Genomic DNA, 26,063 nt, shown 5'->3' on the forward strand with positions numbered 1-26,063 from the left:
TTATTTTTTAATTTCGTGTGCAAAAATAACTTTATTAATTGATTTCGAAAGAAAGTTAAATTGTTTTATTTTTTTAATTTGAAATGCAAACTATATTTTTGTTAGATGGATTTTTCTATAAGCAATTCTAATTTTTTTCTAATCAATTGTAATGGCAAATTGATTGATTTGTCAAAGCCTAAACTAATGGGAATTTTAAACCTAACGCCAGATTCTTTTTCTGACGGAGGGAAATTCAACAATGAAAAATCAGCCTTACAAAAAGCTGAAAATCTATTGAAAAACGGTGCGTCAATTATTGATATCGGTGCACAATCGACACGACCAAATGCTAAATTTTTGAACGCTGATGAAGAAATCAGAAGGATTGGAAATGTTATTTCTTGGATTAAAAAAGAATTCCCGGAAAGTTTGATTTCATTAGATACATTTTATTCCGATGTTGTGAGATTCGGTTACAATGAAGGAATTGATATAGTAAATGATATTTCTGCAGGACAATTTGATTCTGAACTTTTGGATACAGTTGCAAAATCTGGCTTACCTTATATATTGATGCATATTAACCCGACTTATGAATCGATGCACGAGAAAATTAAGTTCGATGATATTATTATTTCTGTTAACCGGTTTTTCTCAGAAAAGGTAAAATTTTTAAGACAAAAAGGAATCAAAGATATTATTCTTGACCCTGGATTTGGCTTTGGAAAAACAGTTGAAGATCAATACCAAATGATTGATGAATTCGAATATATTGGATTTGGAAAAATGCCGGTTCTGGCTGGAATTTCAAAAAAATCATTCATTTACAAACCATTTGGAAAACAACCGAACGAAGTTGAAAAAGAAACATTAGATTTACATCATGAGTTATTAGAAAAAGGAGCTAATATTATCCGTCTTCATAATCCGGAAACCTTGAAAATCTGAATATGAAAAAAATCCTTCTCTTTATAAGGAAAGTTCTCAAAAAATCTTTTGACAATATCAGAAATGAGCGCTTGAAGCAGAATATTCTTCAAGCAGTTCCTTTTTGGATTGGCTCTATTATTACAGGATTGATTGCTGTTTTATATGCCCAAGTTTTTGCTTTCGGAGAAGAAATGCTTCATAAGATCTTGGATTGGCATCTTTGGATGATTTTTATTCTTGCACCAACAGGATTTGTTTTTTCTTGGTGGCTGGTAAAAAAATATGCACCATTTGCAAAAGGCAGCGGAATCCCGCAAGTAATGGCTGCTGTAGATCTGGCAAATCCAAAAGATAATCATCTTATCAAAAGACTGTTGAGTTTCAGAATTCTGATTGTTAAAATTATTTCAAGTTTTGTTTTGGTATCATCTGGTGGCGCAGTTGGAAGAGAAGGCCCGACCATACAGATTGCCGGCTCTGTTTTCCGAAAAGTCTATGAGTTTCTACCTGATTGGTGGCCGAAAATTTCGAAAAAGAATATGATTCTTACCGGAGCGGCAGCTGGGCTTTCAGCAGCTTTCAATACGCCTTTGGGAGGAATTGTTTTCGCAGTTGAGGAATTATCCAAAACTCATATCAATTACTTCAAAACGGCATTGTTTACAGCTGTTATTATTGCCGGGCTTACTGCACAGACTTTGGCGGGCTCTTATTTATATTTAGGTTATCCTAAAACGCAAGGTGTGACTTTGTGGATTATGTTTCCGATTATTGTCGTTTCCGGAATTGCAGGAATTCTCAGCAGTCAGCTTTCTGTTGCAATGTTGAAAATCAATCGTCTCAAGAAAAAATTAAAATCAAACACTTCAAATATTATATTTCTTTTCATCTGTGGATTAATTGTAGCTTCTATAGCTTTTTTTCTTAATAAAGATATTCTGGGTTCCGGTAAAGATATCATAGAACGTGTTCTGTTTTCTGATAATAAAACCGAAGCTTGGTACGTTCCTATTCTCAGGATGTTAGGGCCTGCTTTAGCCTTTACTTCCGGAGGAGCCGGCGGAATTTTTGCTCCGGCTTTATCAACAGGAGCTTCTATTGGAAGTGTTTTTGCAGGCATTATGAATCTTACCGATAACGAAACTAATGTCCTGATACTTGCAGGAATGGTCGCTTTTCTGACCGGGATTACCCGCGCGCCTTTTACTTCTGCGATTTTGGTTTTAGAAATGACGGACAGGCATTCATTAATATTCCATCTTATGTTGGCAGGAATGATATCTTCTATTTTCTCTGTTTTAATAAGCCGTTACTCTCTGTATGAAGAATTAAAGTTGAGCTTTTTAAAGGAAATAAAACAATAATCTTCCGAAATTCCTATCCGGTTTTTATAATTTTCATATTCAATATATTTGGATTTTTTATTTGAAATTGATATTTTTTTGGATAAAAATTTGGTAATTTAGAAATTATTTAGTTATATTTGAGAGAATTTAAAAAAAAATAATTTTATGAAAAAAATTTTACTTAGCCTTTTAATGATTCTATTAATATCTTGTGAGAGCAATGATAGTGATGAAGTTTCATTAATTAAAACATCAGAACCAAATTTAAATAAAGCTCTCGATGTATCTTCAGTTTCATTTGGAACAATTGATCCTATTAGCGGAGAATTTATCAGTATAGATAATGATACTTCAACTTTGGGTCAAAGCGATTTTCCTTATATAGATTCTTACAATGTTGCATTCTACGATGATAGTTATTTGCTTTATGATTGTCCAAACAATGGAAGACAATGCATTGATTTATCACATTTTATTGGGAAATATATTTTACCTATCGAATCTAGAGCAATTCCAGTATATTATGGAGAATACAATTCTGATTTTAACAATCTATCTGGCTCTGTTAATGAAAGAATTTTCACAGAAAATGGTTATCAAGATTTGTTAGTTACTCATAGTTGGATGACTGACTATGCATCAAATACAGTTTTAAATATATTTAGAGCTGAAATTAAAAATAATTATCAGCTTAAAAATATTAAGGCATTTAATATCTATACAAAAGAATATTTTGGTCCAAGTAGGCAGGTGATTGTTAAAATCAAAAATAAATAATAATCTAATAAATTCAAAAGATTCTAAGTTCATTTATTCTTATTTTTTTTGTTTTTCATTTTTTATAGACACTTTAATAATAAAATAAATTTTACGTTATGAAAAAACATCTACTTAATTTGTTTTTGCTTTCAATTCCGATATTCGGATTTTCTCAAAGCAATGTCCTATTGAATGAAAATTTCCAGACCGGATCACTTCCGGCTTCTTGGACGGTACAGCAATCTAACCCCATTGAAACCTGGCACGTAGAAGACCCTCTCTTAGGAACAGATTACAAAGCTACAGTTAATTATGACGAATCTACTGCGGCACAGAACGAATGGTTAATTACACCAAGTCTTAATTTCAGTGAGAGTACAACTTATACTCTTACTGCCAATATAGGATTAAGTTATTATTGGGCTGTTGACCCCAATAATAATTATGATGCTTTCATAAAAGTATCTACGGATAATGGTGCAACATGGACACAAGTGTGGTCAGAAAATGATCTTGGAACATTTACCAATTGGACAATGAATCCGGTAAGTGTCAATTTATCTTCTTATGCAGGAAATTCAAATGTTAAAATAGCTTTTCAATATGTTGGTGCAGACGGTGCTGCTCTATATGTTGACAATGTAAAGGTTCAAAAACCAGCTACGGTTGCGCCAGATTGCGCCAGTCAAACATCACCTGCCAATGGTGCAACAGGAACTTCTTATGCTTCTTTGCTATTATCCTGGACGGCACCAACAACAGGTGGAGCTGCCGAATCTTATGAGGTTTATCTAGATAAAAACCCCAATCCAACAACTCTAGTAAACACTGTGACAACAACAAGTTATACTGCCACAAATTTAGATTCATCTTCTACTTATTATTGGAAAATTGTTGCTAAGAATACTGCTGGCTCAGCGACAGGTTGTACTATAAGATCATTTACCACTGCAGCTAATCCAGCAGCTCCATATTGCGGACCATTGGCGTTTACTTTCACTGTTGAACCAATTACATTGGTGAATTTTGCCGGAATTAATAACACGACAAGTGCCAGTACAACGGGTGGAACTGCTCATGAATTCTTCTTGAATCAGGTAGGTAACGTAACACAAGGAAGTACACATACTATTACAATAAAAGGAAATACGGGTGGTAATTATACAAATAATTTTGCTGTATTTATTGACTGGAATCAAGATGGAGATTTTGCAGACGCAGGAGAAACTTATTCTGTAGGAACTATTGTTAATTCAACAGGTACAGATACAAAACAACTTACTTATGATATCACAGTTCCGGTTGGAGCAACAGTTGGTAATACAAGAATGAGAGTTAAAAAGCAATTTGGAACAACCAGTCCACTTACTGATCCTTGTACAGGAGCCAGCTTTGGACAGGCAGAAGATTATACTCTTAATGTTGGTGTATTGGCTGTTAATGATATAACAAAATCAAATATCAAGTCTTACCCTAACCCTGTTAAAGACGTCTTTAATATCGAAGCTCAAGGTAAGATCAAATCTGTGAAAGTATTTGATGTAACAGGTAAACAATTATTAACTAAAGATCTGAATGAAACTAAATCCCAAATTGACTTCAGCAGATTCAATGCAGGTGTTTATGTCGTTACAACTCAGTTAGAAGATGGTTCTACAACTTCAACAAAAGTAATCAAGAAATAAAATCTAAATCATATTGTTAAATTAACCTGCAGAATTTCTGCAGGTTTTTTTGTTATAAATAATTGTAATTCGGAAAAAAGTTGTACTTTTGCAACTCGAATTTTTAATTAAAATTAATTAACATTATGAACAATTACGAAACTGTTTTCATTTTAACTCCCGTTCTATCTGATGCTCAGGTGGAGGAAGCAGTGAAAAAATTTGAAGATCTATTGACTTCAAACAATTGCGAAATCGTTGCCAAAGAAAATTGGGGACTTAAAAAATTGGCTTATCCTATCCAATTGAAAAAGAATGGTTTTTATACCTTAATCGAATTCAAAGGAGAAGGAACTGTAGTTGCAGACTTAGAAACTGCTTTCAAACGTGATGAGAGAGTTATACGTTACCTAACGACTAAACTTGACAAGCACGCTGTAGATTATGCAGTAACAAGAAGAAGCAAACTAAAATCTGCGAAAGCTTAATTCATTAACCCTTAAAAAATTTAAAACAATGGCAATAGACGATATGGCAAAACAAGCCTCTGCCGGGGGCGAATCAGAAGTAAAATTTCTTACTCCACTTGATATCAATACAAAATCTGAAAAGAAATATTGTAGATTCAAAAAATTCGGAATCAAGCACGTAGATTATAAAGATGCTGATTTCTTATTACAATTCGTGAACGAACAAGGTAAAATCTTACCAAGAAGATACACAGGAACTTCTCTTAAATATCAAAGAAAAGTATCTGCTGCTATCAAAAGAGCAAGACACCTTGCTTTGATGCCTTACGTAGCGGATCTTTTGAAATAAGAACAAAATAATAAAAGAAGAGAGCTTGCTTTCTTCTTTTGTTGCTGAATAAATAATTTAATTCTAACGATTTAGATAAGAGATAAAAGATAAAGGATAAAAGATTTTTAAAGTCTTGATTCTTGGCTCTTTGTTCTTGGCTCTAAAACTAAAACGGACAACAACAATGGAAATTATCCTAAAAAAAGACGTAGAAAACTTAGGACTTGAGTTTGATACAGTAAACGTAAAACCAGGTTATGCAAGAAACTTCTTGATTCCTCAAGGTTTTGCATTATTAGCTACTCCAAAAAACAAAGCTCAATTAGAAGCTACTTTGGAGTCTAGAAAAGAAGAAGAAGCTAAGTTGGTTGCTGCTGCTAATGCAGTTGTAGATCAATTGAAGAAAACTTCTGTTACTATTCCTGCAAAAGTAGGTGCTGGTGACAAGTTATTCGGTTCTATCAACAACGCTGACCTTGCTGCTGCATTAGAAAAAGCTGGTGTTAGTGTTGATAAAAAATACATCAAAATTCCTGGAAACACCATCAAGAGAACTGGTAAATTCTCAGCTCTTGTTAGACTTCACAGAAATGTTGAGTACAACTACGAGTTCGATATCGTTTCTGATGCTCCGGTAGTAGAAGCTGCTCCTGCAAAAAAGGAGGAAGCAAAATCTGAAGAAGCTTAATCAGTAAAAGATAAGATACAAAAAACCACCTCATTTGAAGTGGTTTTTTTTGTAAGCAATATCTTAAGATGCCTTAGCCTTCCAAGTATTAAAAAATTCTTTTACTTTTTCTAAGCTGTAACCGTTCCCCTCTTCCAAAACTGAGCTGTCCTGTGTGTGGATTTGTTTTCCGTTTTCATCCAAAATGATAAAAACAGGATACCCAAATTTATCGCCAGGATTTCCATAACCGGTAAAGATTTTCTCATTCTTATTTTCCGGCGACCAGTTCAAATGATAGTAGATAAAATTATTATCAACAATTTGCTTAAGTTCCGGCGTTTGTTGTACATAATTATTAAATCTCAGGCACCAGATGCACCAATTCCCTCCTGCTTGTATTATTACATTCTTGTGTTGTTTTTTTGCACTAGCTACAGCATTCTGAATATCAAGCGCAGCGTTGGCTTCCGGATGATAAGGTTTAGGTAATCTGGCTTTTTCTTCGGCTGCAGCTTTTTTCTTCGCTTCTATTTGCTCTTTGGTCAAAGTATTTTCCTTAGTCTGAGCGTTAGTTAGAGAAAATAACAAAACTCCTCCCAAAAATAACAGACTCTTAACAGATTTTCTCATTTATTATTGATAATAGATTTTAATTAAACATCAAAGTTAATCAAAAATCCAGCCATTTTTCAGTATATTTGCCAATATTCATTATACATTGAATCAATTTTTATTCAGCATATTATTACTAATTTCCAGATTACCGCTTAAGGTATTATATTTCTTTTCAGATATAATGTTTTTTCTTAATTACTATATTATTGGTTATCGAAAAGCAGTTGTTCTGGAGAATCTTAGAAACGCTTTTCCTGAAAAGTCGGATAAAGAGATCAAAGATATCTCAAAAAAATTCTTCTCTAATTTTTGTGATTACCTTGCCGAGATGTTGAAGGCTTTTACAATATCAGAAACGGAATCTCGGGTAAGAATGCAGCATCTTAATCAAGATGTATTTCATCAGGCGAAGGCGGAAGGAAAAAATATAATCATGTTATCAGGTCATATTTTTAACTGGGAATGGTTCAATGCCTTAGCCACTCTTATTCCACAAAAAGACTGTCATCCGGTTTACAGAAAAATGAACAGCAAATTCTGGGAAGAAAAAATTAAAACCATCAGAAATAGATTTAATAATAAATCTCTTGAAGCCAATGAGGTGATTAAACAGATTTTCCGGGCGCCAAATGATGGTAATTCCGCATATATGTTTGTTGCGGATCAAACGCCTCATATTTCTCATGTTAATTATGGACTTAATTTTCTGAATCAGAAAACACCCGCTTTTGTAGGATATGATAAACTATCTACAAGAATGGATTTGGTGTTTATCTTCTGTGAAATGAAAAAGGTAAAAAGAGGCTTTTATCAGGTTAATTATCACAGGATCTATCCCGATGGAGAAAAATTTGTAGAGCACGAAGTTGTAAAAAAATTTCATAAACTACTGGAAAATACAATCAGGAAAAGACCGGACAACTGGCTTTGGTCACACAGAAGATGGAAATATAAAGATTCAATCAAAAATTATGACGAATAGATGACTGTCGCAATTGCTATACTCAACTGGAATGGAAAAAATTGGTTAGAAAAGTTCTTGCCTTCTGTTGTAAAATATTCTCAGGATGCGGAGATTTTTGTTATTGACAATGCGTCAACCGATGATTCTATTTCATTTCTAAAATCTGATTTTCCTGCTGTCAAAATTATTCAGAATAAAACTAATTCAGGTTTTGCAGCAGGTTATAACGAAGGATTGAAATCTATCAATGCGGATATTTATTGTCTTCTGAATTCGGATGTAGAGGTTACAGAAAACTGGATCTCTCCTATTCTTAATTTATTTTCTAAAGAAAAGGACATTGCTGCTATTCAGCCGAAAATCCTGGATTATTATCAAAGAAACAAATTCGAATTTGCCGGAGCTGGTGGCGGGTTAATTGACAATCTATGCTATCCCTATTGCAGAGGACGTATTTTTGATGATATAGAATTGGACAATGGACAATATGACGATGAAACCGAAATATTCTGGGCATCAGGTTGTTCATTGTTTATTCGATCAAAAGATTACTGGGATATGAATGGTTTCGATGAGAGATTCTTTGCACATCAGGAAGAGATCGATCTTTGTTGGAGATTAAAGAATAACGGGAAAAAAATCTATTATACCGGAAAATCCAAGGTTTACCACGTTGGTGGCGGAACACTTAACAAACAGAATCCGCAAAAAACCTACCTGAATTTCAGAAATAATCTGACAATGATGCTCAAGAACTTACCTTCCTCAAAAGCATTTTTCATTCTGTTTTTCAGATTGTCATTAGATGGGATTGCAGGTTTATATTTTGCTTATAAAAATGGATGGGAGCATCTTTGGGCTGTTTTCAAATCGCATGTTGGTTTCTATTGGCAACTTCCCGGATCAATTCGGCTAAGACAAAAACAGCAGATTGATCCTTATTATCAATCAAAATGGTTGATCTTTAAGCATTTTTTGGGGTCTAAAAATTAATAAGATGGATTTTGTAGCTCTTGATTTTGAAACTGCAACACACGAAAAAAACTCAGCTTGTGAACTGGGAGTTTGCATTGTAGAAAATGGTCAGATTAAAGAAACCAAATCCTGGCTTATAAAACCGCCGTCCTTTCCCTATTTTAATCATCATAATGTTGCAGTTCATGGTATTACGCCAGAAGATGTGCAGCACTCTCCTACTTTTGGTGATGTTTGGTATGAAGTGGAAAATATGATGTATGGTAATCTTATGATTGCTCATAATGCTTCTTTCGATGTAAGCGTATTGCGAGGTTGTCTTGATCATTACGGTTTTTTCAAGCCAAATCTCAATTATTTATGCAGTATTGGTGTTGCAAAAAAAGCATGGAAAGACTTGAAAAGTTATGGTCTGAAAAGTCTTGCGGAACAACATCAGATCAAATTCAATCATCACCGGGCAGATGCTGATGCAGAAGTCTGTGCAAGGATTTCCCTTTTGGGTTTTGAAAGGCTGATGATAACAAGAACCGATGAAATCAAAGATATTTTCGGCAAGAGAATTAAAATTTTATAGAATGATTTGGGCAGCTTTTCCGCCTTCCACTCCCGCTTTTTTGTTTTATTAAAAACAAAAAGAGCTCCGTTCAAGTCGGGCTGCGCTTTGCAAGGTTGGACATTCGTTTCTGTTCACCATGGATCATCCAAAGATCAATTACTCAAAACTTCAGAAACAAGATTGAATTTAGGAATATCTACTTCAAAACTCTGCTGACTGGCATCTTCGAAGGTATAATAACCGTCCATGCTTCCAACACCTGATTTTACGATTACATTAGAAAAATAACTGAATTTTTCACCACTTTCGATAACAGGCGTCAGACCAATCACACCAGCACCTTCAACCTCGGTAAAACCGAATCCCAAATCATAAATTATCCACTTTCTGGAAAGTAATTTAACAGGTCTTTCACTAAGGTTTTGGATTTCAATATTATAACGAAAAACATAACGATTTTCAGAAGGATAACTGTTATGGTTATCATATTCTGTCGTTACGCTGACTTTGATTTCTGATGTAATTTTTGAGACCATTTTATTAGATTTAAAATTGGAAATACAAATATCCCGCCGAACTTTGGATTCGAAAAAAAGCCTTTGGTTAAACCAAAATTCAATATTTAATTAGATTTTATACAATCGGTTAATTTTCTTAAATTTGTGAATCTAATAAAAAGAAAGTAAAAAAGAAATGAATTCCTACAAGAACCCATTGGAAGAACGTTATTCCAGTGAAGAAATGCTGTTTAATTTCTCGCACAACAATAAATTCCAGAACTGGAGAAAGCTTTGGATTGCCCTTGCTGAAATTGAAAAAGATCTTGGTCTGGACATTACAGATGAGCAAATCGCCGAATTAAAAGCCAATGCAGAAAACATTGACTACGAAAAAGCTGCGGAATATGAGAAAAAATTTCGTCATGATGTAATGGCTCACGTTCACGCTTATGGCGATGTGGCGCCTTCTGCAAAAGGAATTATTCACTTGGGAGCAACTTCGGCATTTGTAGGAGATAATACAGATTTAATTCAGATCCGTGACGGACTTTTAATTTTAAAGAAAAAGTTGGTTAACGTGATGAAAAATTTAGCGGATTTTGCTATTCAATATAAAGATCTTCCGACTTTAGGATTCACACACTTCCAACCTGCTCAATTAACGACAGTTGGAAAAAGAGCAACACTTTGGTTACAAAGTTTAGTTCTTGACATCGAAGAACTTGATTTCTTCCTGGAAACATTGAGATTTAGAGGAGTAAAAGGAACAACAGGAACTGCAGCAAGTTTCTTGGAGCTTTTCAACGGTGATTATTCTAAAGTAAAGCATTTAGATAAAGAATTGTCGAAGAGATTCGGCTTCGAAAAAGTTTTCGGAGTTTCCGGGCAGACTTACGACAGAAAAATCGATGCTAAAGTGGTGGCTTTATTAGGAAATATCGCGCAATCTGCACATAAATTCACAAACGATTTACGTTTACTTCAAAATCTTAAAGAAATTGAAGAGCCATTCGAGAAAAACCAGATCGGTTCATCGGCAATGGCTTACAAGCGTAATCCAATGAGAAGCGAAAGAATCGGAGCTTTGGCAAAATATGTAATGTCTTTAACGACAAGTTCTGCGATGGTGGCTTCAACACAATGGTTTGAAAGGACATTGGATGATTCTGCAAACAAGAGATTAACAATTCCTCAGGCATTTTTAGCAGTTGATGCCATCCTATTGATCTGGAACAACATCATGAACGGAATCGTAGTATATCCGAACAGAATCAACAAACATATTATGGAAGAACTTCCTTTCATGGCGACAGAATATATCATCATGGAAGAAGTAAAAGCTGGTGGTGACCGTCAGGAAATCCACGAAGTGATCAGGGTTCATTCTATGGAAGCTTCTAAGCAGGTGAAAGTAGAAGGTAAAGAAAACGACCTTATTGAAAGAATCCTGAACGACGATACATTAAAACTGGATAAATCAAAATTAAAAGAAGTTCTTGATCCTAAAAACTTCATCGGTTTTGCACCAATTCAGACGGAGGAATTCATTGCCAATGAAGTTCAGCCGATTATTGATGCCAACAAAGATCTGATAGGATTAGAGGCTGATCTTAAAGTATAATTTATGCAGCTTCGGCTGCATTTTTTTGTGTTTGTCATTCTGAACGAAGCACAGCGAAGTGAAGAATCTCTATGTAGATTTTATACGTCGAAATGATAGTTTAAATTAAAAATAAATCTAATAAATATCTGACATCTAATGTCTCAAAACAAAAGAATTTTCGTAGAAAAAAGAGGAATTTTCGATGTGGAAAGTCCAAAAATTTTTGATGAAGTAAAAGCGGTGGTTCCGTCCATTCAAAGCGTAAAAGTGTATAACGTTTACGATATTTTTGGATTAAACGATGGTGAATTTGAAAAAGTAGTGAACAGCACTTTCGTGGATCCGGTTACTGATATTCTAATCGAGGAAAATCCTGCACAGGGAATTCATTTCGCCTTAGAATTTTTGCCAGGTCAATACGATCAGCGTGCAGATTCTGCTCAACAGTGTATCGCTTTATTGACTGGAAATGAGAAGTCTAAGGTAAGAAGCGGTAAATTAATCGAATTTGAAGGGGCTTCTGAATCTGATTTGGTGAAAATCAAAGATCTGCTTATTAATAAAGTGGAATCTCAGGAAAAAGATTTGTCAATTTTAGACATTCCTGCGGAAGAAACGCCATCAAAAGTTATTGTTCACGAAAACTTCATCAATTTTGATGATGCTCAGCTTGAAGAATTCTTTAATAAGCACGGTTTTGCGTTAGGTTTGGATGACTTGAAATTCATTCAGGAATATTTCAAATCAGAAAACAGAAATCCTACGGAAACTGAACTTAAAGTTTTAGACACGTACTGGAGCGACCACTGTCGTCACACAACGTTTGAAACAGAATTGTCAAATATTGAATTTGAAGGACAGTTTAAACATACATTAGAAACTATTTTCAATGATTATATCGAGAAAAGAAAATTCTTAGGACGCGAATTGAAACCGATCTCTTTAATGGATTTGGCGACAGTTTGTGGAAGATATTTCCATAAAACAGGTAATTTGGAGAACTTGGTGGTTTCAGATGAAATCAACGCATGTACCATCCAAATCGAAGCTGAATACGATGGTAAAAAAGAACCGTGGTATTTATTATTCAAAAACGAAACGCACAATCACCCGACAGAAATTGAGCCTTTTGGTGGTGCTTCAACGTGTTTAGGTGGTGCAATCAGAGATCCTTTGTCTGGACGTTCTTTCGTTTTCCAGGCGATGAGATTAACGGGTGCTGCGGATGTTCTGGAATCGGTTGACCAAACTTTGCCGGGCAAATTGCCTCAAAAAACGATCACAAAGCAGGCTGCAAACGGATATTCTTCTTACGGTAACCAAATCGGTTTAGCAACAACAATGGTTTCTGAAATCTACGATGAAGGCTACAAAGCAAAGAGAATGGAAGTTGGTTTCGTTGCCGGAGCCGTTCCTGTGGATTGGGTAAGACGTGAAAAACCTGAAGCTGGTGATTCTATCATCATTTTAGGAGGTGCAACTGGTCGTGACGGTGTCGGTGGAGCGAGCGGGAGTTCGAAAGAGCAGGACGAAACTTCTATCCATACGATGAGTTCTGAAGTTCAGAAAGGAAATGCCGTAGAAGAACGTAAAATCCAGAGATTATTCAGAAATCCAGAAGTAACGAGACTGATTAAAAAATCGAATGACTTCGGTGCAGGAGGTGTTTCTGTAGCCATCGGTGAAATTGCCGATTCTTTGGAAGTTAATCTTGATGTTCTACCTTTAAAATATGAAGGTTTAAATGGAACCGAATTAGCTATTTCCGAATCTCAGGAAAGAATGGCTGTTGTGGTTGAACCAAAAGATAAAGAACAATTCATCAAGTTCTGTGAAGCTGAAAATATTGTAGCTGTTGAAGTTGCAAAAGTTACGGATTCAGGAAGAATGCAGATGTTCTGGAAAGGTGATAAAATTGTTGACCTGTCAAGAGCATTTTTAGATACAAATGGTTGTTCAAAAAGTCAGGAAGTTAAAATTACTCACCTTAATGAAGTAAAAGAAGGAACTCCGACATTCAATGAAGAGAATTTCTTAAAAATATTAAGTGATAAAAATGTTGCCTCTCAAAAAGGTTTGCTGGAAATGTTCGATTCATCGATTGGTGCGACTACGGTTGCGATGCCTTTAGGTGGAAAATATCAGCAGACTTTGATGGAAGGAAGCGTACAAACGTTGCCAATTATCGGAGCAAAAAATATCGAAACGGTTTCTTTGGCGAGTTGGGGATTCGATGCAGAAATTTCTAAGCAGAATTCTTTGTTAGGATCTTCTTACGCGGTGGTAGAAAGTGTTGCGAAAATCGTTGCAATGGGTGGCGATTATAAAAATATCAGATTCAGTTTCCAGGAATATTTTGAAAAATTAGGTCAGAACCCAGAAAAATGGGGTAAACCTTTGGCTTCTTTGTTGGGAGCTTACGATGCTCAGATCAATTTCGGTTTGGCTGCAATCGGAGGCAAAGATTCAATGAGTGGAACGTATCAGGATTTGAATGTTCCGCCAACGTTGATTTCTTTCGCTTGTGCAAACGGAGAAAAGAAAAATATTATTTCCCCTGAATTTAAGAATGCAGGAAATAAAGTTTATTTCTTCAATCATATCGCTCAGGAAAACGGGCTTCCGAACTATGATACTTTAAAAACTGTTTATGAATTCATTTTCGAAAATATTAAAGCCGGAAAAATCGTTTCTGTGAAAACGGTAAAAGAAGGCGGAGTTGCAGTTGCTTTGGCAAAAATGAGCTTCGGAAACAGATTAGGTGCTGAAATTACAGTTGATGGATCTGTTTTATTAGCGAAAAATATCGGTAGCTTAATCATCGAATCTAAAGAAGAATTAAGCTCTGTAAATCTTCAGTTAATCGGAAAAGTTGTTGCAGACGAACTTTTAACAATCAACCAAAAACCAACAACAATCAACCAATTATTAGCTGCAAATACAAATACCTTTGAAAATCTTTTCCCAACGATTGAAAAAGAAAAAATAACAGTTGAGATCGACGAAAAATTAAACTCGATCAACCCAAGAAACATCATCATCAAAAAACACGGAATCGCTCAGCCAAAAGTATTCGCACCGGTTTTCCCGGGAACAAACTGTGAGTATGATACGTTGAACGCTTTCGCAAAAGAAGGAGCTGTGATCAGCAGTCTGCCTTTAATCAATATCAATCACCAGTTATTGGATGAAAGTATTGATGCGTGGGTTGAGGAAATCAAAACGTCTCAGATTCTGGCTTTCTCAGGAGGTTTCTCAGCAGGTGACGAGCCGGATGGTTCAGCAAAATTCATTGTAAACGTTTTGAAAAACGAGAAAATGAGAAATGCAGTTCACGAATTGTTAGACAGAGACGGAATGATCATCGGAATCTGCAACGGTTTCCAGGCGTTGGTAAAATCAGGACTATTACCTTACGGAAGAATAAAAGATCTGGATGAAAATTCTCCAACTTTGGCTCATAATGCCATCAGAAGACACATTTCTCAGATGGTAAACGTAAGAGTGGTGAATGACGAATCACCTTGGTTGAAAGGAATGAAAGATCAGGTGTTCACGATTCCTATTTCTCACGGCGAAGGTCGTTTTATGGCTTCGGAAGCGGAAATTCAGAAGTTGTATGAAAACGGACAAATTGCTACTCAATATTTAGATTTAGAAGGAAATATCGCTCACGGAATGCCATTCAATCCAAATAATTCATTGTTCGGAATTGAAGGAATCACGAGCTCAGACGGAAAGATCTTCGGTAGAATGGGACATCCGGAACGTTTTGCAGAAGGATTGATGAAAAACATTCCAACTGCGAATTATCACAACATATTTAAAAATGGAGTTGAATACTTCAAATAACAATAAAAAGAAAATGACTGTCATCAATGGCAGTCATTTTTCTAATATGGAAGGTTTCTACGAAGAAGTTTCTCAACTTTTTATGAAAGATGAGAATTGGAAAGTTGGAACTTTGGATGGGTTTAATGATATTTTGTATGGTGTAGATACAGACATAATCTGGAAAAATTCCCAAAAGTCGATAGAAGATTTAGGTTTTGATTCAACAAAAGAATTCTATCAAAATAAAATTCGAATTGGAAAGCCTTTCAATGTAAAATTAATTCAGCAAAAACTGGATGAATTAATTGACGGAAACGGACAAACCTTATTTGAAATTTTAATTGAAATTATAGAATCGCATAAAAATATTACGCTAATTTTGGATTGATTTTTTATTTTTAATCATTAAGATTTTATTTAAGAAGTTAAGGCGAATTAAACTTAGTAAAATGAATTTGATTTTTAATAAAAAGGTAAAAAACAATTAGTATTAGGGATGTCATCCTTAGCGAAGTCGAAGGATCTCAAAACCATACATTTCTAAAATTCAATTAATAAACATTCAAAAAAATAAAAAAAATGATGTACGGATTATTCTTCGGAGACAGTATTACTTATGGAGAATACGATGGTGTTTTTGGTGGCTGGGTAGATATTCTGAAAAGATATGCGCTGCAAAAATATAATGAAGGAAGTGATGAGTTGATACTTTTCAACCTCGGAATCGGTGGCGAAACAACGGAAGGTCTGGTTAAAAGAATTCCTCATGAAATGAAAGCAAGAAATTCCGCGGAGGGAAACATAATTTTCATTAGTTACGGCGCTAATGATTTAGCCATTAAAGATGGAAATCAATTGGTTAATCTAAAACAATTCAAAGCGAATATTGAAGTTGCTGTTCAACATGCAAAGCAATATTCCAGCAATATTTATTTGGTGAGTATTCTCCCTTTTTCTGATAAAGTTGATAAGATAATTCAGCCAACAGGTAAAATTAGAAATAATGAAGATGTTTTGATTTATAACCAAATTCTGAAAGATATTGCTGTTGAAAACTCACTAAACTATATCGATTTTCATTCAGCTTTTTTAGAAGACAAAGAGATTCTATTTTCCAAAGACGGCGTTCATCCTAATGAAAAAGGCTACGGAATGATGGCAGAAATTGCTATTCCAATCATTGAAAAATATCTTTAAACTAATTTATAATAGAATATAATCCTTTCTGAAAATTAAGAGAGGATTTTTTGTGATTTACTTTTAGCACAATCTTTGAATTATTCCGAAAAATTCAAGTTTATGAGTGCGGTTAATGTAAAAACTATATTGCTGAAAATATTAAAATGGTTGGGAATCACCATCGCTTCTATCCTATTTCTAATGTTTATTATCCCGATTTTATTTCCGGGAACCATTTCCCAACAGGTTAAGATCTTTGCGAATAAACATCTGGCCGGCGAATTGGATTATAAGAAAACACACCTTACTTTTTTCCGTCACTTCCCTTCTCTCACGGTTTCCGTGGACGATTTTATATTGAAGGGCTCCAAACCTTTTGAACAAGACACTCTGCTCGCAGCCAAAGAAGTTGCAGTTGGAATCAATTTGAAAAATCTGATTTTTGATAGAGAGGTTAAAATTGATGAGATCTATGTGAATGATGCAACAGCCAATGTTTTTGTCAATTCTAAAGGTGAAGCCAACTATAACGTTTACATTTCCAAACCTTCAGAAAAACCAAAAGATACAACCGGAGCCGGAGCTTCTATTAAATTGGATTTAATCAAACTGAAAAACTGGAATATCAAATACAATGATCACGCGGCTAATATTCTGGTTAATGCAAAAGGCCTTAATTATACAGGAAAAGGTGGATTAAGCGAAGATATTTTCGATTTGGAGACCGATTTGGATATTGATAAAGTTGATTTTGCCTTAAATCGAATCTGGTATGCACAGCAGAAAACTTTACACGCAGATTTGATTACAAGAATTAATACCAATGCATTGACGTTTGTGCTAAGAAAAAATGAATTGAGAATCAATGAACTACCTTTGAAATTCACAGGATTTTTAAGTATCCTTAGAGACGGTTATAATATTAATATTAATGCAGCATCGGAGAAAACAACCATTCGGGATATGATTTCGGTTTTGCCTCCACAATATCTGGATTGGGCAAAAGACACAAAAATTGAAGGAAACAGCGATTTGTTTTTCAGTTTAAAGGGACGATTCAGCGAACCAAAAAAACTGAAACCTGACTTAAAAGCGAGCTTAAAAGTTAACAATGGTTTTGTTTCCAATAGTAATGCTCCGGTTCCGATGAACAATCTTAATATGGATCTGAATGTTGATTTGCCTTCGCTGGATACTGAGAAACTCCTACTCGATTTGAGAACTTTGAGTTTTGATTTAGGTAAAAACAACAGCTTCCGGGCAGTCGTGAAAACGCAGGGATTGAACGAAATGAAAGTCAATGCCAACATCAAAGGTGCGGTTGATTTGGCAACTCTGGATGCAGCTTTGGGATTAAAAGATATTGAACTGAAAGGTCTTATGAATACGGATATTCAGTCGAATGGAATTTTCAGTCTGGATAAAAAATTATTTCCAAAAACGAAAGGTTATTTTAACCTGAAAAATGGTTGGCTGAAAACGAAGTATTATCCAAATCCAATTCAGAACATCAATATTTTAGCAAATATTCATAACACAGACGGAACGTTCAAAAGCCTGGGCGTGAAACTTGACCCTTTCAAATTTGATTTTGAAGGCAATCCGGTTTTTGTGAATGCAGATTTGCAGGATTTTGAGGACCTGTTATACAAAGTAAGGGCAAAAGGAGTCCTGAATGTCGGCAGAATCTATAAAGTGTTCAAAAAAGAAGGTTTGGATATCAGTGGATTGATAATGGCAGATTTATCCCTGAATGGTCGCCAAAGTTACGCAACAACCGGACAATACAGCAAGCTAGACAACAGAGGTAATCTTATTTTAAAAAATATCAAAGCCACAGCCGAATATCTTCCGAAATCATTCTATATCAAAGAAGGGAATTTCGAATTCGAAAATGAAAAAATGTGGTTCAGAAAATTCTATGGTAATTACGGGAAATCAGATTATTCACTCAACGGATATTTACTTAATACCATCAATTATTTCATAGAAAGAAAAGGAACGTTGCATGGTCGATTTCATTTGAAATCCAATTATATTTTGGTAGATGAATTTATGGCGCTGAAAGAAGGCGACAACAAAGACAAATCCCTTGCAGTAACTTATGCGAAGGAGGAACACCCGAAAAGCAGTGGTGTTGTAATTGTCCCGACCAATCTGGATGTTTCTTTGGAAGCTAATGCCAAAAAAGTTGAGTTCAAAGGACTTGGATTGAACAACCTTGCAGGCTTGGCTTCGGTTACAAAAGGTGAAGTCTATCTTAAAAATACAACGTTTGATATCATCGGAAGCCGAATGGATATCGATGCGAGATACCAAAATGAATCTCCGATTACTGCCAATTATGATGTGGCTTTGAAGGTTGACAACTTCGATGTTCAAAGAGCTTATAATGAAATTGACATGGTGCGTGAAATGGCGACAGCAGCGAAAAATGTAAAAGGAATTGTCTCATTAGATTATAAATTGAAAGGTGATTTTGACAGCAATATGAAGCCAATCTATCCTTCTTTGGAAGGTGGCGGAAATGTCAATCTGAGAGATGTAGAAGTCAAAAACCTGAAGATGCTGTCAACAATTGGTGATAATATTGGAGCCAATGCATTCAATAACCCAGATATGAAAGGCGTAAATATCGAAAGCCATATCAAAAATAATCTGATTCATGTTGAGCCGTTTACCTTCAAGGTTTCTATTCTACGGCCTACAATTAGCGGAACTACGAGTTTTAATGGTTTGCTGGATTTCCGGGTGAGAGTTGGTTTACCGCCAGGCGGATGGATTGGATTCCCGATTGTGGTGACCGGCACGCATGAGAAACCGAAAATCAAAATCTTCAGCAAAACCGGACAAGGTATTGTAGAAGCTTTGTATAATACCAAATCCAACAAAGTCATCCGTGAAGAAAAACGTGCAGAGAAAAAATCCCGGGTACAACAGCGAAAAGAAAAACGCGCTCAGGAAAAGAAAGCCGAAAATGCAGAAAAGCAGATTGATAAAGATTTGAAGAAGAAATAAAATGAAAGCTTCATTGGTTGGAGCTTTTTATTTTAAAAATATTTCTTTAACAATTTCATTCTGAAGAATTGTCAATTCTTCTATGTTCATATCTTAATAAAATTATAAACTGCAAATGTCGTGAATTTGTAATATTTGATTAACAGCATTAAAAATAATTCTAACATCAATCTAAAATAAAAACTCAATTCATTACAAAACGACCGTTTTCAAACCAAATGACATTGGCGGAAGTCTCCTACGATTCATATGAAACAAAATGACTTTTACTTTTGTTACAAAACGAGGGTTTTCAAATCAAAGTAAAAGTCGATTGGTTACAAAACTTTAGTTTTATAAGCTCAGCCAAAGTTGTGCAGGTCTTAAAACGGATTGCGGCACAATTATGACGTTTTTCAGAAAATGAATTATTTGTTAACAATCTATTTTGGTAATTCAGGAAAAGCTTTATTTTTAGGCAAAACAAAAATAATGTCATATTACCCTTTAACAAGCATACCAGATTACTATTCAATAGACGCTCTTTTGTCCGAAGAACACAAGCTTATCCGCGATTCTGTAAGAAGTTGGGTGGAAAGTTTTGTAATGCCACAGATTGATGAAGCAGCACAAAATCATACTGATATCCCGGGATTAATGAAAGAATTGGGAAATATCGGTGCATTAGGACCGTACATTCCTGAAGAATACGGCGGTCCGGGATTGGACCAAATCTCTTATGGATTGATAATGCAGGAACTGGAAAGAGGCGATTCGGCGGTTCGCTCGGCGGCTTCTGTTCAGTCTTCTTTAGTAATGTTTCCTATTTTCGAATATGGTTCTGAGGAGCAAAAAAGAAAATACCTTCCGAAGCTGGCTTCAGGCGATATGATCGGATGTTTCGGTTTGACAGAGCCTAACCACGGTTCCGACCCTTCTTCCATGGAATCCAAATTCACAGACCAGGGCGATCATTATCTTTTGAATGGTGCCAAAATGTGGATCACCAACGCTCCTGTTGCAGACATCGCTGTAGTGTGGGCAAAAGGCGAAGACGGAAAAGTACGCGGACTGATTGTAGAACGAGGAATGGAGGGTTTTACTACACCTACTACTCATAACAAATGGAGTCTTAGAGCATCAAAAACCGGAGAATTGGTTTTCAACAATGTGAAAGTTCCTAAAGAAAATCTACTTCCTAATATTGAAGGATTGAAAGGACCATTGTCTTGCCTTAATTCAGCGAGATATGGGATTTCCTGGGGTGTAATTGGAGCCGCAATTGACTGTTATTGCACGGCTGTTCAATATACTAAAGAAAGAAAACAATTCGGAAAACCGATTGCTTCTTTCCAACTTCAGCAAAAGAAATTAGCTGAATTTTTGACGGAAATTACCAAAGCACAATTGCTTTGCCTACAGTTAGGAAATCTTAAAAATGCGCATAAAGCATCGCCTGCACAAATATCAATGGCGAAAAGAAATAATGTAAAGATGGCGATTGATATTGCCAGAGAATCCCGTCAAATGTTGGGCGGAATGGGAATAATGGGAGAATTCCCGATGATGCGCCACGCTGCGAACCTGGAATCGGTTATTACTTACGAAGGAACACACGATATTCATCTTTTGATTACAGGGATGGATATTACCGGCATCAATGCCTTTGGATAAGACCAAATCAATCTTATATATTTTTAACAAAACCTGCGGAATATTTTCGCAGGTTTTTTCGTTCAGATATAAGCCACATAAGATTTATTCTTGCTTTTGTGACTTTTGTGGTTTCAAAAAACTTCATATGAAAAACTACTTCGTCATTCTAATCTTTGTTTCGACCACTATTTTTGGACAAAATTTTCAAACCAAACTCTCCAATGCTGCTATTAATCTGACTAAAGACAAAGTCGTTTATGACCCTGCTTATTTTAATATAAAATATCCGAATGGCGATGTGCCTGCAGGGAAAGGTGTTTGTACAGATGTGCTCATCAGAGCTTACAGAGAATTGGGAATCGATTTGCAGAAGGAAGTCCACGAAGATATGGCAAAGAATTTCTCCAAATATCCAAAGAAATGGGGATTGAAGAAAACAGATACTAATATCGATCATCGGCGTGTCCCAAATCTGATGGTTTTCTTTTCGAGATTTGGGAAAGTAAAGCCTATTACAAATGATGCGAAGGATTATGTTCCCGGCGATATTGTAACTTGGGATTTGCCTAAAAATCTGACACATATCGGAATTGTTGTCAATAAAAAATCAGCAGATGGCAAACGATATTTGATTTCTCATAATATCGGAGCTGGGCAGGTTTTACAGGATTGTCTTTTTGATTGGACGATTACGGGGCATTATCAATATTCTAAGTAGAAGATATTGAACCACAAAAGTCACAAAAGACATTACTATTATGGATATTAAAAAGAACAAAAAAGAGTTTATAACCGGTACTTATTTTATCTTTTTGTTAATCTAAAAAACTTTTGTGACTTTTGTGGTTTATAAATATTTATAATGAAAAGGATTTTCCAACTTTTATTTCTGAGTTTTTGCTTTCTATTCCAGGCTCAAAACCTTAAAATCATTCAGAAACCGATTGATTATTCTAAAGAAAGAATGAAGCTGAGTCTGGATTATATGAAAGACCATCACAATTTAATCCAGAAAACCCCGAATATCACCCCGAATATCATTGTCCTTCATTACACCGCTGGTGGAACGATTGAGTCCAATTTCAGATATTTCAACAATTTATATCTGGAGAATCAAAGAGCAACGCTTAAGAAACAAAGCTCTCTCAATGTTTCTGCTCATTTTCTGGTTGACAGAGACGGAACGGTTTATCAATTGGTTGACCCGGAATTGTTTGCAAGACATACGATTGGATTGAATTATTGCGCCATCGGTATAGAAAATATCGGAAGTAAATCTCAACCTTTGACCGATAAGCAAGTTGAAGCCAATACAGAATTAGTCAAATATCTTGCAAAAAAATATCCGATTGAATATCTCATCGGGCATTCGGAATATGGTGTTTTTAGGAATTCTAAACTTTGGAAAGAAACGGATTCTAAATATTTTACAGGGAAAGAAGATCCGGGTTCTGATTTTATGAAAAAAGTAAGAGCAAAATTAACTGATTTGAAACTGAAAAGCCAACCTTAATATGATTCTAAAACTAATCTCAATATTGTCATTCCGTAGGAATCTAAACTTAGCTGTAGAGATTCCTACGGAATGACAAACATTATGTTTATTAATAATAAATTACCAACTCACCTTCTCTTTTTCCTCAAATGGAATTTCAGGATTAAGAATTTCAAAAATTAAGTTCCTGATAGAATCCTCCACTTCCGAATCTTCAATCTCAATGAAGTTTAGTTTTTGTGGGCCATTACTGACTTCTGCAAAAGACCAGATTGCCGTTTCGATATTATCAGGATTGATGTTCAAAACGTTCCTGGTACAATATTTATAAATCGAAAGCTGCAAAGCCTGCTTGTAATCGTCCCGGAAAAATAATTCCGGCAGTTTTTCTTCTTTGTTTTTACCAAGATTAATTGTTAAATTTTTCGGTTTTGCCGTTTTATAATCAATCACTCTTGTAATTCCGTCCAATCTATCGATTCTGTCGATAAAACCGTAGAAACTGATTTTGTCAGTTCGATTTTCATCAAGGTAAAAATCACAGTTGATTTCTTTCTCCAAATCCAGAATCTCCAACGCAGAGCCATTTTTCACCAACTCCAAATCATATTCTACAATATTGCGCACTACCCTTTTAGCAATTTCTTTGTGGATGTAATTCATTCCCCGTTCATAAAATTCCTGCTGATGTTTGAGCTTCTCAATCGCAAAGTCAATCGCTGAATCTGTTTGTTGAAGTAAACTTTCTAAATCATTAACTGATAATAATTTATTCTTTATTGGTTCGTGCAAAAACTGCAAAGCATAATGAACCAGGTTTCCATAATTTCTTTGGGATAATTCTTCTTCAATTTCGTTGGTTTCTCTGGTTTTGAGAAGATTATTAAGATAGAAATCAATCGGGTTATAAAGATAGGTCACAAGATGTGATGGTGAAACACTGTTTTTCCATTCGTTCAAAAGTCGCATTACTTCTTCATTCTTCTCAATTTTCATGAGTTCCTGGGCAATTGGTTCCGAGGAATTTTCGATAATAATATGTTCGATATTGTGCGGACTTTCCATTTCCAATTGGGTGATAAAACGGCTTTTTTCGCCTGTATTAACACCGGAACTCAATGCATTATAAAGCAAATGAACATTTTCCGAATTCTGAATCAATCGGTAAAAGTGATAAGCATAAATACTGTCATTTTCTAAAAAAGTGTTCAGTCCAAAATTCTTACGGACATCAAACGGAATGTAAGTATTCTGAGTATTCCCTAAAGGTAGTTTTCCTTCGTTTACGGATAACAGAATGATATTTTTAAAATTCAAAAGACGCGTTTCCAAAAGCCCCATAATCTGAAATCCTGCCAAAGGTTCTCCTACAAAATCAATACTTTCTGAATTGACTAATTGATTGATAAGCACTTCCAGCGTTTCTATTTTGACATCAATCCGATAAGGTAATAATTGATTTTTGATGATTTTGAAAACATTCTCAAAAAGCGCAATATTCTCATACTGAATATCATCCAGTTCTTTGAATTTGAGCTCGTAACAGAATTTAATTAATAAATCTAAAAATTGCTGAGAGTTTTCCGGTTTTTGTAAAAGTTGAAAATAACTGAGGTTTCCAAGCAATTCCTGCAACAAAGTTTTAGAAATATAAACGATGTTTCTTTCTTCTATTGCGAAGATAAAATTTCGGATAATTTCAGAATCTTTTTCATCGTTTGGCAATTCTTCCAAAATTGGTAAAACATCTGCATAATAATAGCTTGAGGATTTTTTTTCCTGTTGCTTCTGAAGATAAAATAGCTTTTTAATTGCATTACTGAAGGATAGATTCTTTAATGGAAACCCCATTGTGATATTCACACTTTCAACGGTATTTAAGCTATCTAAAACGGCTGGCAAAAGATTTTCATCCAATAGGACCAAAGCTGTTTCTGATAATTCGTTTTTTGGAATTTTTTTCAGAATTTCGGGAAGAAATTTGGCTTGGACAATATTTCCCGAAACTTCGTAAGTTTTGATATTTTTTGGTTGTGAAAATTGATTTTCAATCCATTTGAAATTTCTATTGTCATTGAATTCTTTCCACTTCAACGTTTCTCGCAGGAACTTTCCGGATTCCTGTCTTTCGTCGTCAATATAATATTTGTCGGCTTGGAAATAAGTTTCCGCTTTGTTCCATTGCAAAAGCTGTCTTACCAATTGCTCTTCCACTCTTGACAACGCATTAAATCCACAAAAAACAAACTGCCGATTGGTTTGTTTGGCAAAATTTTCAATTCCGGAAAAAGCATCTTGATATAACATTCCGGAAGTGGCGAGATTTTCTTTTTTCAATTCTGATTTCAGAAGTGGGAGAAACTCGTTCATTTTTCGCCAGAAATTAAGGTTTCTTTTTCTTGGATTGTCATCTTCGCCGAGATTTTCTCCCCAGTTTTTGATGCGTTCTTCGTCCAACATCCAAAGCAGGATTTTCTGGTCGTCGTCTGAAAACTTCATCATATCGTCCCAATCTTTCTGCAAAGTCGGAAACCATTTCAGAAACCCGGAAAAATCTTCGGAAGCATCAATTTTATTATAAATACGAAATGCGAATAGCCAAAGCGCAATGCCTTTGATTTCTACATTTTCTGATAATTCTGCGATGAGTTCATCTATAGTGACGAAGTTGGATAATAGTCCTTGGTAATGCTTTTCTTTCAGGATTCTTTTGATGAAAACCATTGGTCTTTTTCCAGGAAGAACAATATCGAGCTCGGAAATGTCGTGATGATTTTCTAATAATTCTGAAATGATCTTCTGAAGAAACTGCATAAAAAAGCCTTTAAAAACTTAAAGGCTCAATTTAATTATTTTTTTGCTGATTTGAAGTATATTTTAAACGCAAAGTCCGCAAAAGTATTTTAACTACTAATCGTTTTTAAGTTCGCAAAGACGTAAACTCATCAAAGGACTTGAATTCCTATGCAATGACAAACTTAGCCCCGATTGTAACGGCATCCTTTTTTGTTATTGCGATGGTTGAATGGTTCAACAGATTGCTTCACTTCGTTCGCAATGACAAAAAAGATATAGTGGAAAGCGGGATTAAGCTCCTTAAAATCTATTCAACAACTACTTTTCTTTCCAAGAAAGTGTTAGCTCCACTGGTGTCTTTTCCTGTCCAGAATTTGAATGTGTAAGTTCCTGTTTTTGTCGGTTTGAAGTTAACCCTACTTCCATCAACATAGGTTCCGCTGCCACAAACATCATTGGTTTTGTAAGCGAAATTGGCAACTGTTCTTACAGAGTCGTTGGTGTACTGATAATCGTAGCTATAGATTCCTTCGCAGGTTCTGGTAAATGTGGAATATAACTTCATCTCCTGCGTAACGCCCAGCGCCATTGTATCCATCGGGATGTGAACGCTGTCCACCTTGGTTGCATAAACGTTGGTGATTTCCGAATAATCATCGTTGTCGTGGCAAGACATCAGCATTGTTGAAAATACGGCTAATACTGATAAAATAAATACATTCTTCATAATCGTTTCTT

Annotated in this window: 22 protein-coding genes; 18 read left to right on the forward strand and 4 right to left on the reverse strand. The window is 35.2% G+C overall.

Annotated features, from left to right (window positions below):
* The first annotated feature begins 105 nt into the window (after positions 1 to 105).
* From folP to rplI, 7 genes are all read left to right on the forward strand, one after another.
* Positions 106 to 930: a dihydropteroate synthase gene (gene folP / locus AC5P2S_RS08680; protein ID WP_494556984.1), complete on the forward strand. Its 825-nt coding sequence runs from the start codon at positions 106 to 108 to the stop codon at positions 928 to 930.
* A 2-nt stretch (positions 931 to 932) separates the two neighbouring features.
* The gene (locus AC5P2S_RS08685) at positions 933 to 2,276 is read left to right on the forward strand and encodes a chloride channel protein (RefSeq protein WP_494556985.1); all 1,344 of its coding nucleotides are present in this window, start codon (positions 933 to 935) and stop codon (positions 2,274 to 2,276) included.
* Between the two features lie 147 nt (positions 2,277 to 2,423).
* Positions 2,424 to 3,035 carry a hypothetical protein gene (locus tag AC5P2S_RS08690; protein WP_494556986.1) on the forward strand — a complete coding sequence of 204 codons (612 nt, stop codon included), beginning with the start codon at positions 2,424 to 2,426 and terminating at the stop codon, positions 3,033 to 3,035.
* A 98-nt stretch (positions 3,036 to 3,133) separates the two neighbouring features.
* A complete protein-coding gene (locus AC5P2S_RS08695; RefSeq protein ID WP_494556987.1) occupies positions 3,134 to 4,702 on the forward strand; it encodes a T9SS type A sorting domain-containing protein in 1,569 nt (522 codons plus the stop codon).
* Positions 4,703 to 4,827: 125 nt separating this feature from the next.
* Complete coding sequence (gene rpsF, locus AC5P2S_RS08700) at positions 4,828 to 5,169, forward strand: 30S ribosomal protein S6 (RefSeq protein ID WP_027382073.1); 342 nt, start codon at positions 4,828 to 4,830, stop codon at positions 5,167 to 5,169.
* A 28-nt stretch (positions 5,170 to 5,197) separates the two neighbouring features.
* Entirely contained in the window at positions 5,198 to 5,500 is a 303-nt protein-coding gene (rpsR, locus tag AC5P2S_RS08705) for a 30S ribosomal protein S18 (RefSeq protein WP_027382072.1), read from the forward strand.
* A 166-nt stretch (positions 5,501 to 5,666) separates the two neighbouring features.
* Positions 5,667 to 6,170 (forward strand): 50S ribosomal protein L9, encoded by a 504-nt coding sequence (gene rplI, locus AC5P2S_RS08710; protein WP_494556988.1) that lies wholly within the window; start codon positions 5,667 to 5,669, stop codon positions 6,168 to 6,170.
* Between the two features lie 63 nt (positions 6,171 to 6,233).
* On the opposite strand, the gene AC5P2S_RS08715 is transcribed toward rplI, so the two are convergent.
* The gene (locus AC5P2S_RS08715; RefSeq protein WP_283415371.1) at positions 6,234 to 6,782 is read right to left on the reverse strand and encodes a thioredoxin family protein; all 549 of its coding nucleotides are present in this window, start codon (positions 6,780 to 6,782) and stop codon (positions 6,234 to 6,236) included.
* A gap of 88 nt (positions 6,783 to 6,870) precedes the next feature.
* Here AC5P2S_RS08715 and AC5P2S_RS08720 point away from each other — a divergent pair, with 88 nt between their 5' ends.
* From AC5P2S_RS08720 to AC5P2S_RS08730, 3 genes are read left to right on the forward strand one after another with little or no spacing between them, the layout of a single operon-like run.
* The gene (locus AC5P2S_RS08720) at positions 6,871 to 7,749 is read left to right on the forward strand and encodes a lysophospholipid acyltransferase family protein (RefSeq protein ID WP_494556989.1); all 879 of its coding nucleotides are present in this window, start codon (positions 6,871 to 6,873) and stop codon (positions 7,747 to 7,749) included.
* On the forward strand, positions 7,750 to 8,724 hold the full coding sequence (locus tag AC5P2S_RS08725; protein ID WP_494556990.1) for a glycosyltransferase family 2 protein: 975 nt from the start codon (positions 7,750 to 7,752) through the stop codon (positions 8,722 to 8,724).
* 4 nt (positions 8,725 to 8,728) lie between these two features.
* Positions 8,729 to 9,283 carry a 3'-5' exonuclease gene (locus AC5P2S_RS08730; protein ID WP_494556991.1) on the forward strand — a complete coding sequence of 185 codons (555 nt, stop codon included), beginning with the start codon at positions 8,729 to 8,731 and terminating at the stop codon, positions 9,281 to 9,283.
* Positions 9,284 to 9,417: 134 nt separating this feature from the next.
* Here AC5P2S_RS08730 and apaG read toward each other — a convergent pair whose 3' ends face one another.
* Entirely contained in the window at positions 9,418 to 9,801 is a 384-nt protein-coding gene (gene apaG / locus AC5P2S_RS08735; protein WP_283415375.1) for a Co2+/Mg2+ efflux facilitator ApaG/CorD, read from the reverse strand.
* A gap of 157 nt (positions 9,802 to 9,958) precedes the next feature.
* Between apaG and purB the strand changes: the two genes are divergently transcribed.
* The 8 genes from purB to AC5P2S_RS08775 all read left to right on the forward strand — a co-directional run bounded on the left by purB (position 9,959) and on the right by AC5P2S_RS08775 (position 22,547).
* Positions 9,959 to 11,386, forward strand: a complete 1,428-nt coding sequence (gene purB / locus AC5P2S_RS08740; RefSeq protein WP_494556992.1) for an adenylosuccinate lyase — start codon at positions 9,959 to 9,961, stop codon at positions 11,384 to 11,386.
* Between the two features lie 138 nt (positions 11,387 to 11,524).
* Positions 11,525 to 15,220, forward strand: a complete 3,696-nt coding sequence (locus tag AC5P2S_RS08745; protein WP_494554652.1) for a phosphoribosylformylglycinamidine synthase — start codon at positions 11,525 to 11,527, stop codon at positions 15,218 to 15,220.
* Positions 15,198 to 15,590: a barstar family protein gene (locus tag AC5P2S_RS08750; RefSeq protein ID WP_494554653.1), complete on the forward strand. Its 393-nt coding sequence runs from the start codon at positions 15,198 to 15,200 to the stop codon at positions 15,588 to 15,590. The genes AC5P2S_RS08745 and AC5P2S_RS08750 overlap by 23 nt, the downstream gene beginning before the upstream one ends.
* A 191-nt stretch (positions 15,591 to 15,781) precedes the next feature.
* Positions 15,782 to 16,399, forward strand: coding sequence for an SGNH/GDSL hydrolase family protein (locus tag AC5P2S_RS08755; RefSeq protein ID WP_494554654.1), 618 nt, complete (start codon positions 15,782 to 15,784; stop codon positions 16,397 to 16,399).
* Between the two features lie 102 nt (positions 16,400 to 16,501).
* Complete coding sequence (locus AC5P2S_RS08760; protein ID WP_494554655.1) at positions 16,502 to 19,399, forward strand: AsmA family protein; 2,898 nt, start codon at positions 16,502 to 16,504, stop codon at positions 19,397 to 19,399.
* 471 nt (positions 19,400 to 19,870) lie between these two features.
* Positions 19,871 to 21,052, forward strand: a complete 1,182-nt coding sequence (locus tag AC5P2S_RS08765) for an acyl-CoA dehydrogenase family protein (RefSeq protein ID WP_494557018.1) — start codon at positions 19,871 to 19,873, stop codon at positions 21,050 to 21,052.
* Between the two features lie 127 nt (positions 21,053 to 21,179).
* Positions 21,180 to 21,752 carry a DUF1287 domain-containing protein gene (locus AC5P2S_RS08770; RefSeq protein WP_494554656.1) on the forward strand — a complete coding sequence of 191 codons (573 nt, stop codon included), beginning with the start codon at positions 21,180 to 21,182 and terminating at the stop codon, positions 21,750 to 21,752.
* A 144-nt stretch (positions 21,753 to 21,896) separates the two neighbouring features.
* On the forward strand, positions 21,897 to 22,547 hold the full coding sequence (locus AC5P2S_RS08775; RefSeq protein ID WP_494554657.1) for a peptidoglycan recognition protein family protein: 651 nt from the start codon (positions 21,897 to 21,899) through the stop codon (positions 22,545 to 22,547).
* A gap of 102 nt (positions 22,548 to 22,649) precedes the next feature.
* Here the strand turns inward: AC5P2S_RS08775 and AC5P2S_RS08780 are convergent, their stop codons facing one another.
* Both AC5P2S_RS08780 and AC5P2S_RS08785 read right to left on the reverse strand, forming a co-directional pair.
* Positions 22,650 to 25,343: a PD-(D/E)XK nuclease family protein gene (locus tag AC5P2S_RS08780; protein ID WP_494554658.1), complete on the reverse strand. Its 2,694-nt coding sequence runs from the start codon at positions 25,341 to 25,343 to the stop codon at positions 22,650 to 22,652.
* A gap of 289 nt (positions 25,344 to 25,632) precedes the next feature.
* Positions 25,633 to 26,052, reverse strand: a complete 420-nt coding sequence (locus AC5P2S_RS08785; protein WP_147366823.1) for a hypothetical protein — start codon at positions 26,050 to 26,052, stop codon at positions 25,633 to 25,635.
* Positions 26,053 to 26,063: the final 11 nt, after the last annotated feature.

The sequence above is a fragment of the Epilithonimonas sp. 33E genome, from assembly GCF_059372615.1.

Coding starts and splice junctions, on each gene's coding strand:
- AC5P2S_RS08730 (WP_494556991.1), top strand. CDS start 8,729: ATGGATTTTGTAGCTCTTGATTTTGAAACTGCAACACACGAAAAAAAC.
- purB (WP_494556992.1), top strand. CDS start 9,959: ATGAATTCCTACAAGAACCCATTGGAAGAACGTTATTCCAGTGAAGAA.
- AC5P2S_RS08775 (WP_494554657.1), top strand. CDS start 21,897: ATGAAAAGGATTTTCCAACTTTTATTTCTGAGTTTTTGCTTTCTATTC.
- AC5P2S_RS08780 (WP_494554658.1), bottom strand. CDS start 25,343: ATGCAGTTTCTTCAGAAGATCATTTCAGAATTATTAGAAAATCATCAC.
- rplI (WP_494556988.1), top strand. CDS start 5,667: ATGGAAATTATCCTAAAAAAAGACGTAGAAAACTTAGGACTTGAGTTT.
- AC5P2S_RS08770 (WP_494554656.1), top strand. CDS start 21,180: ATGAAAAACTACTTCGTCATTCTAATCTTTGTTTCGACCACTATTTTT.
- AC5P2S_RS08750 (WP_494554653.1), top strand. CDS start 15,198: ATGGAGTTGAATACTTCAAATAACAATAAAAAGAAAATGACTGTCATC.
- AC5P2S_RS08690 (WP_494556986.1), top strand. CDS start 2,424: ATGAAAAAAATTTTACTTAGCCTTTTAATGATTCTATTAATATCTTGT.
- AC5P2S_RS08715 (WP_283415371.1), bottom strand. CDS start 6,782: ATGAGAAAATCTGTTAAGAGTCTGTTATTTTTGGGAGGAGTTTTGTTA.
- AC5P2S_RS08695 (WP_494556987.1), top strand. CDS start 3,134: ATGAAAAAACATCTACTTAATTTGTTTTTGCTTTCAATTCCGATATTC.
- apaG (WP_283415375.1), bottom strand. CDS start 9,801: ATGGTCTCAAAAATTACATCAGAAATCAAAGTCAGCGTAACGACAGAA.
- rpsF (WP_027382073.1), top strand. CDS start 4,828: ATGAACAATTACGAAACTGTTTTCATTTTAACTCCCGTTCTATCTGAT.
- AC5P2S_RS08685 (WP_494556985.1), top strand. CDS start 933: ATGAAAAAAATCCTTCTCTTTATAAGGAAAGTTCTCAAAAAATCTTTT.
- folP (WP_494556984.1), top strand. CDS start 106: ATGGATTTTTCTATAAGCAATTCTAATTTTTTTCTAATCAATTGTAAT.
- AC5P2S_RS08755 (WP_494554654.1), top strand. CDS start 15,782: ATGATGTACGGATTATTCTTCGGAGACAGTATTACTTATGGAGAATAC.
- AC5P2S_RS08745 (WP_494554652.1), top strand. CDS start 11,525: ATGTCTCAAAACAAAAGAATTTTCGTAGAAAAAAGAGGAATTTTCGAT.
- AC5P2S_RS08760 (WP_494554655.1), top strand. CDS start 16,502: ATGAGTGCGGTTAATGTAAAAACTATATTGCTGAAAATATTAAAATGG.
- AC5P2S_RS08765 (WP_494557018.1), top strand. CDS start 19,871: ATGTCATATTACCCTTTAACAAGCATACCAGATTACTATTCAATAGAC.
- AC5P2S_RS08725 (WP_494556990.1), top strand. CDS start 7,750: ATGACTGTCGCAATTGCTATACTCAACTGGAATGGAAAAAATTGGTTA.
- rpsR (WP_027382072.1), top strand. CDS start 5,198: ATGGCAATAGACGATATGGCAAAACAAGCCTCTGCCGGGGGCGAATCA.
- AC5P2S_RS08785 (WP_147366823.1), bottom strand. CDS start 26,052: ATGAAGAATGTATTTATTTTATCAGTATTAGCCGTATTTTCAACAATG.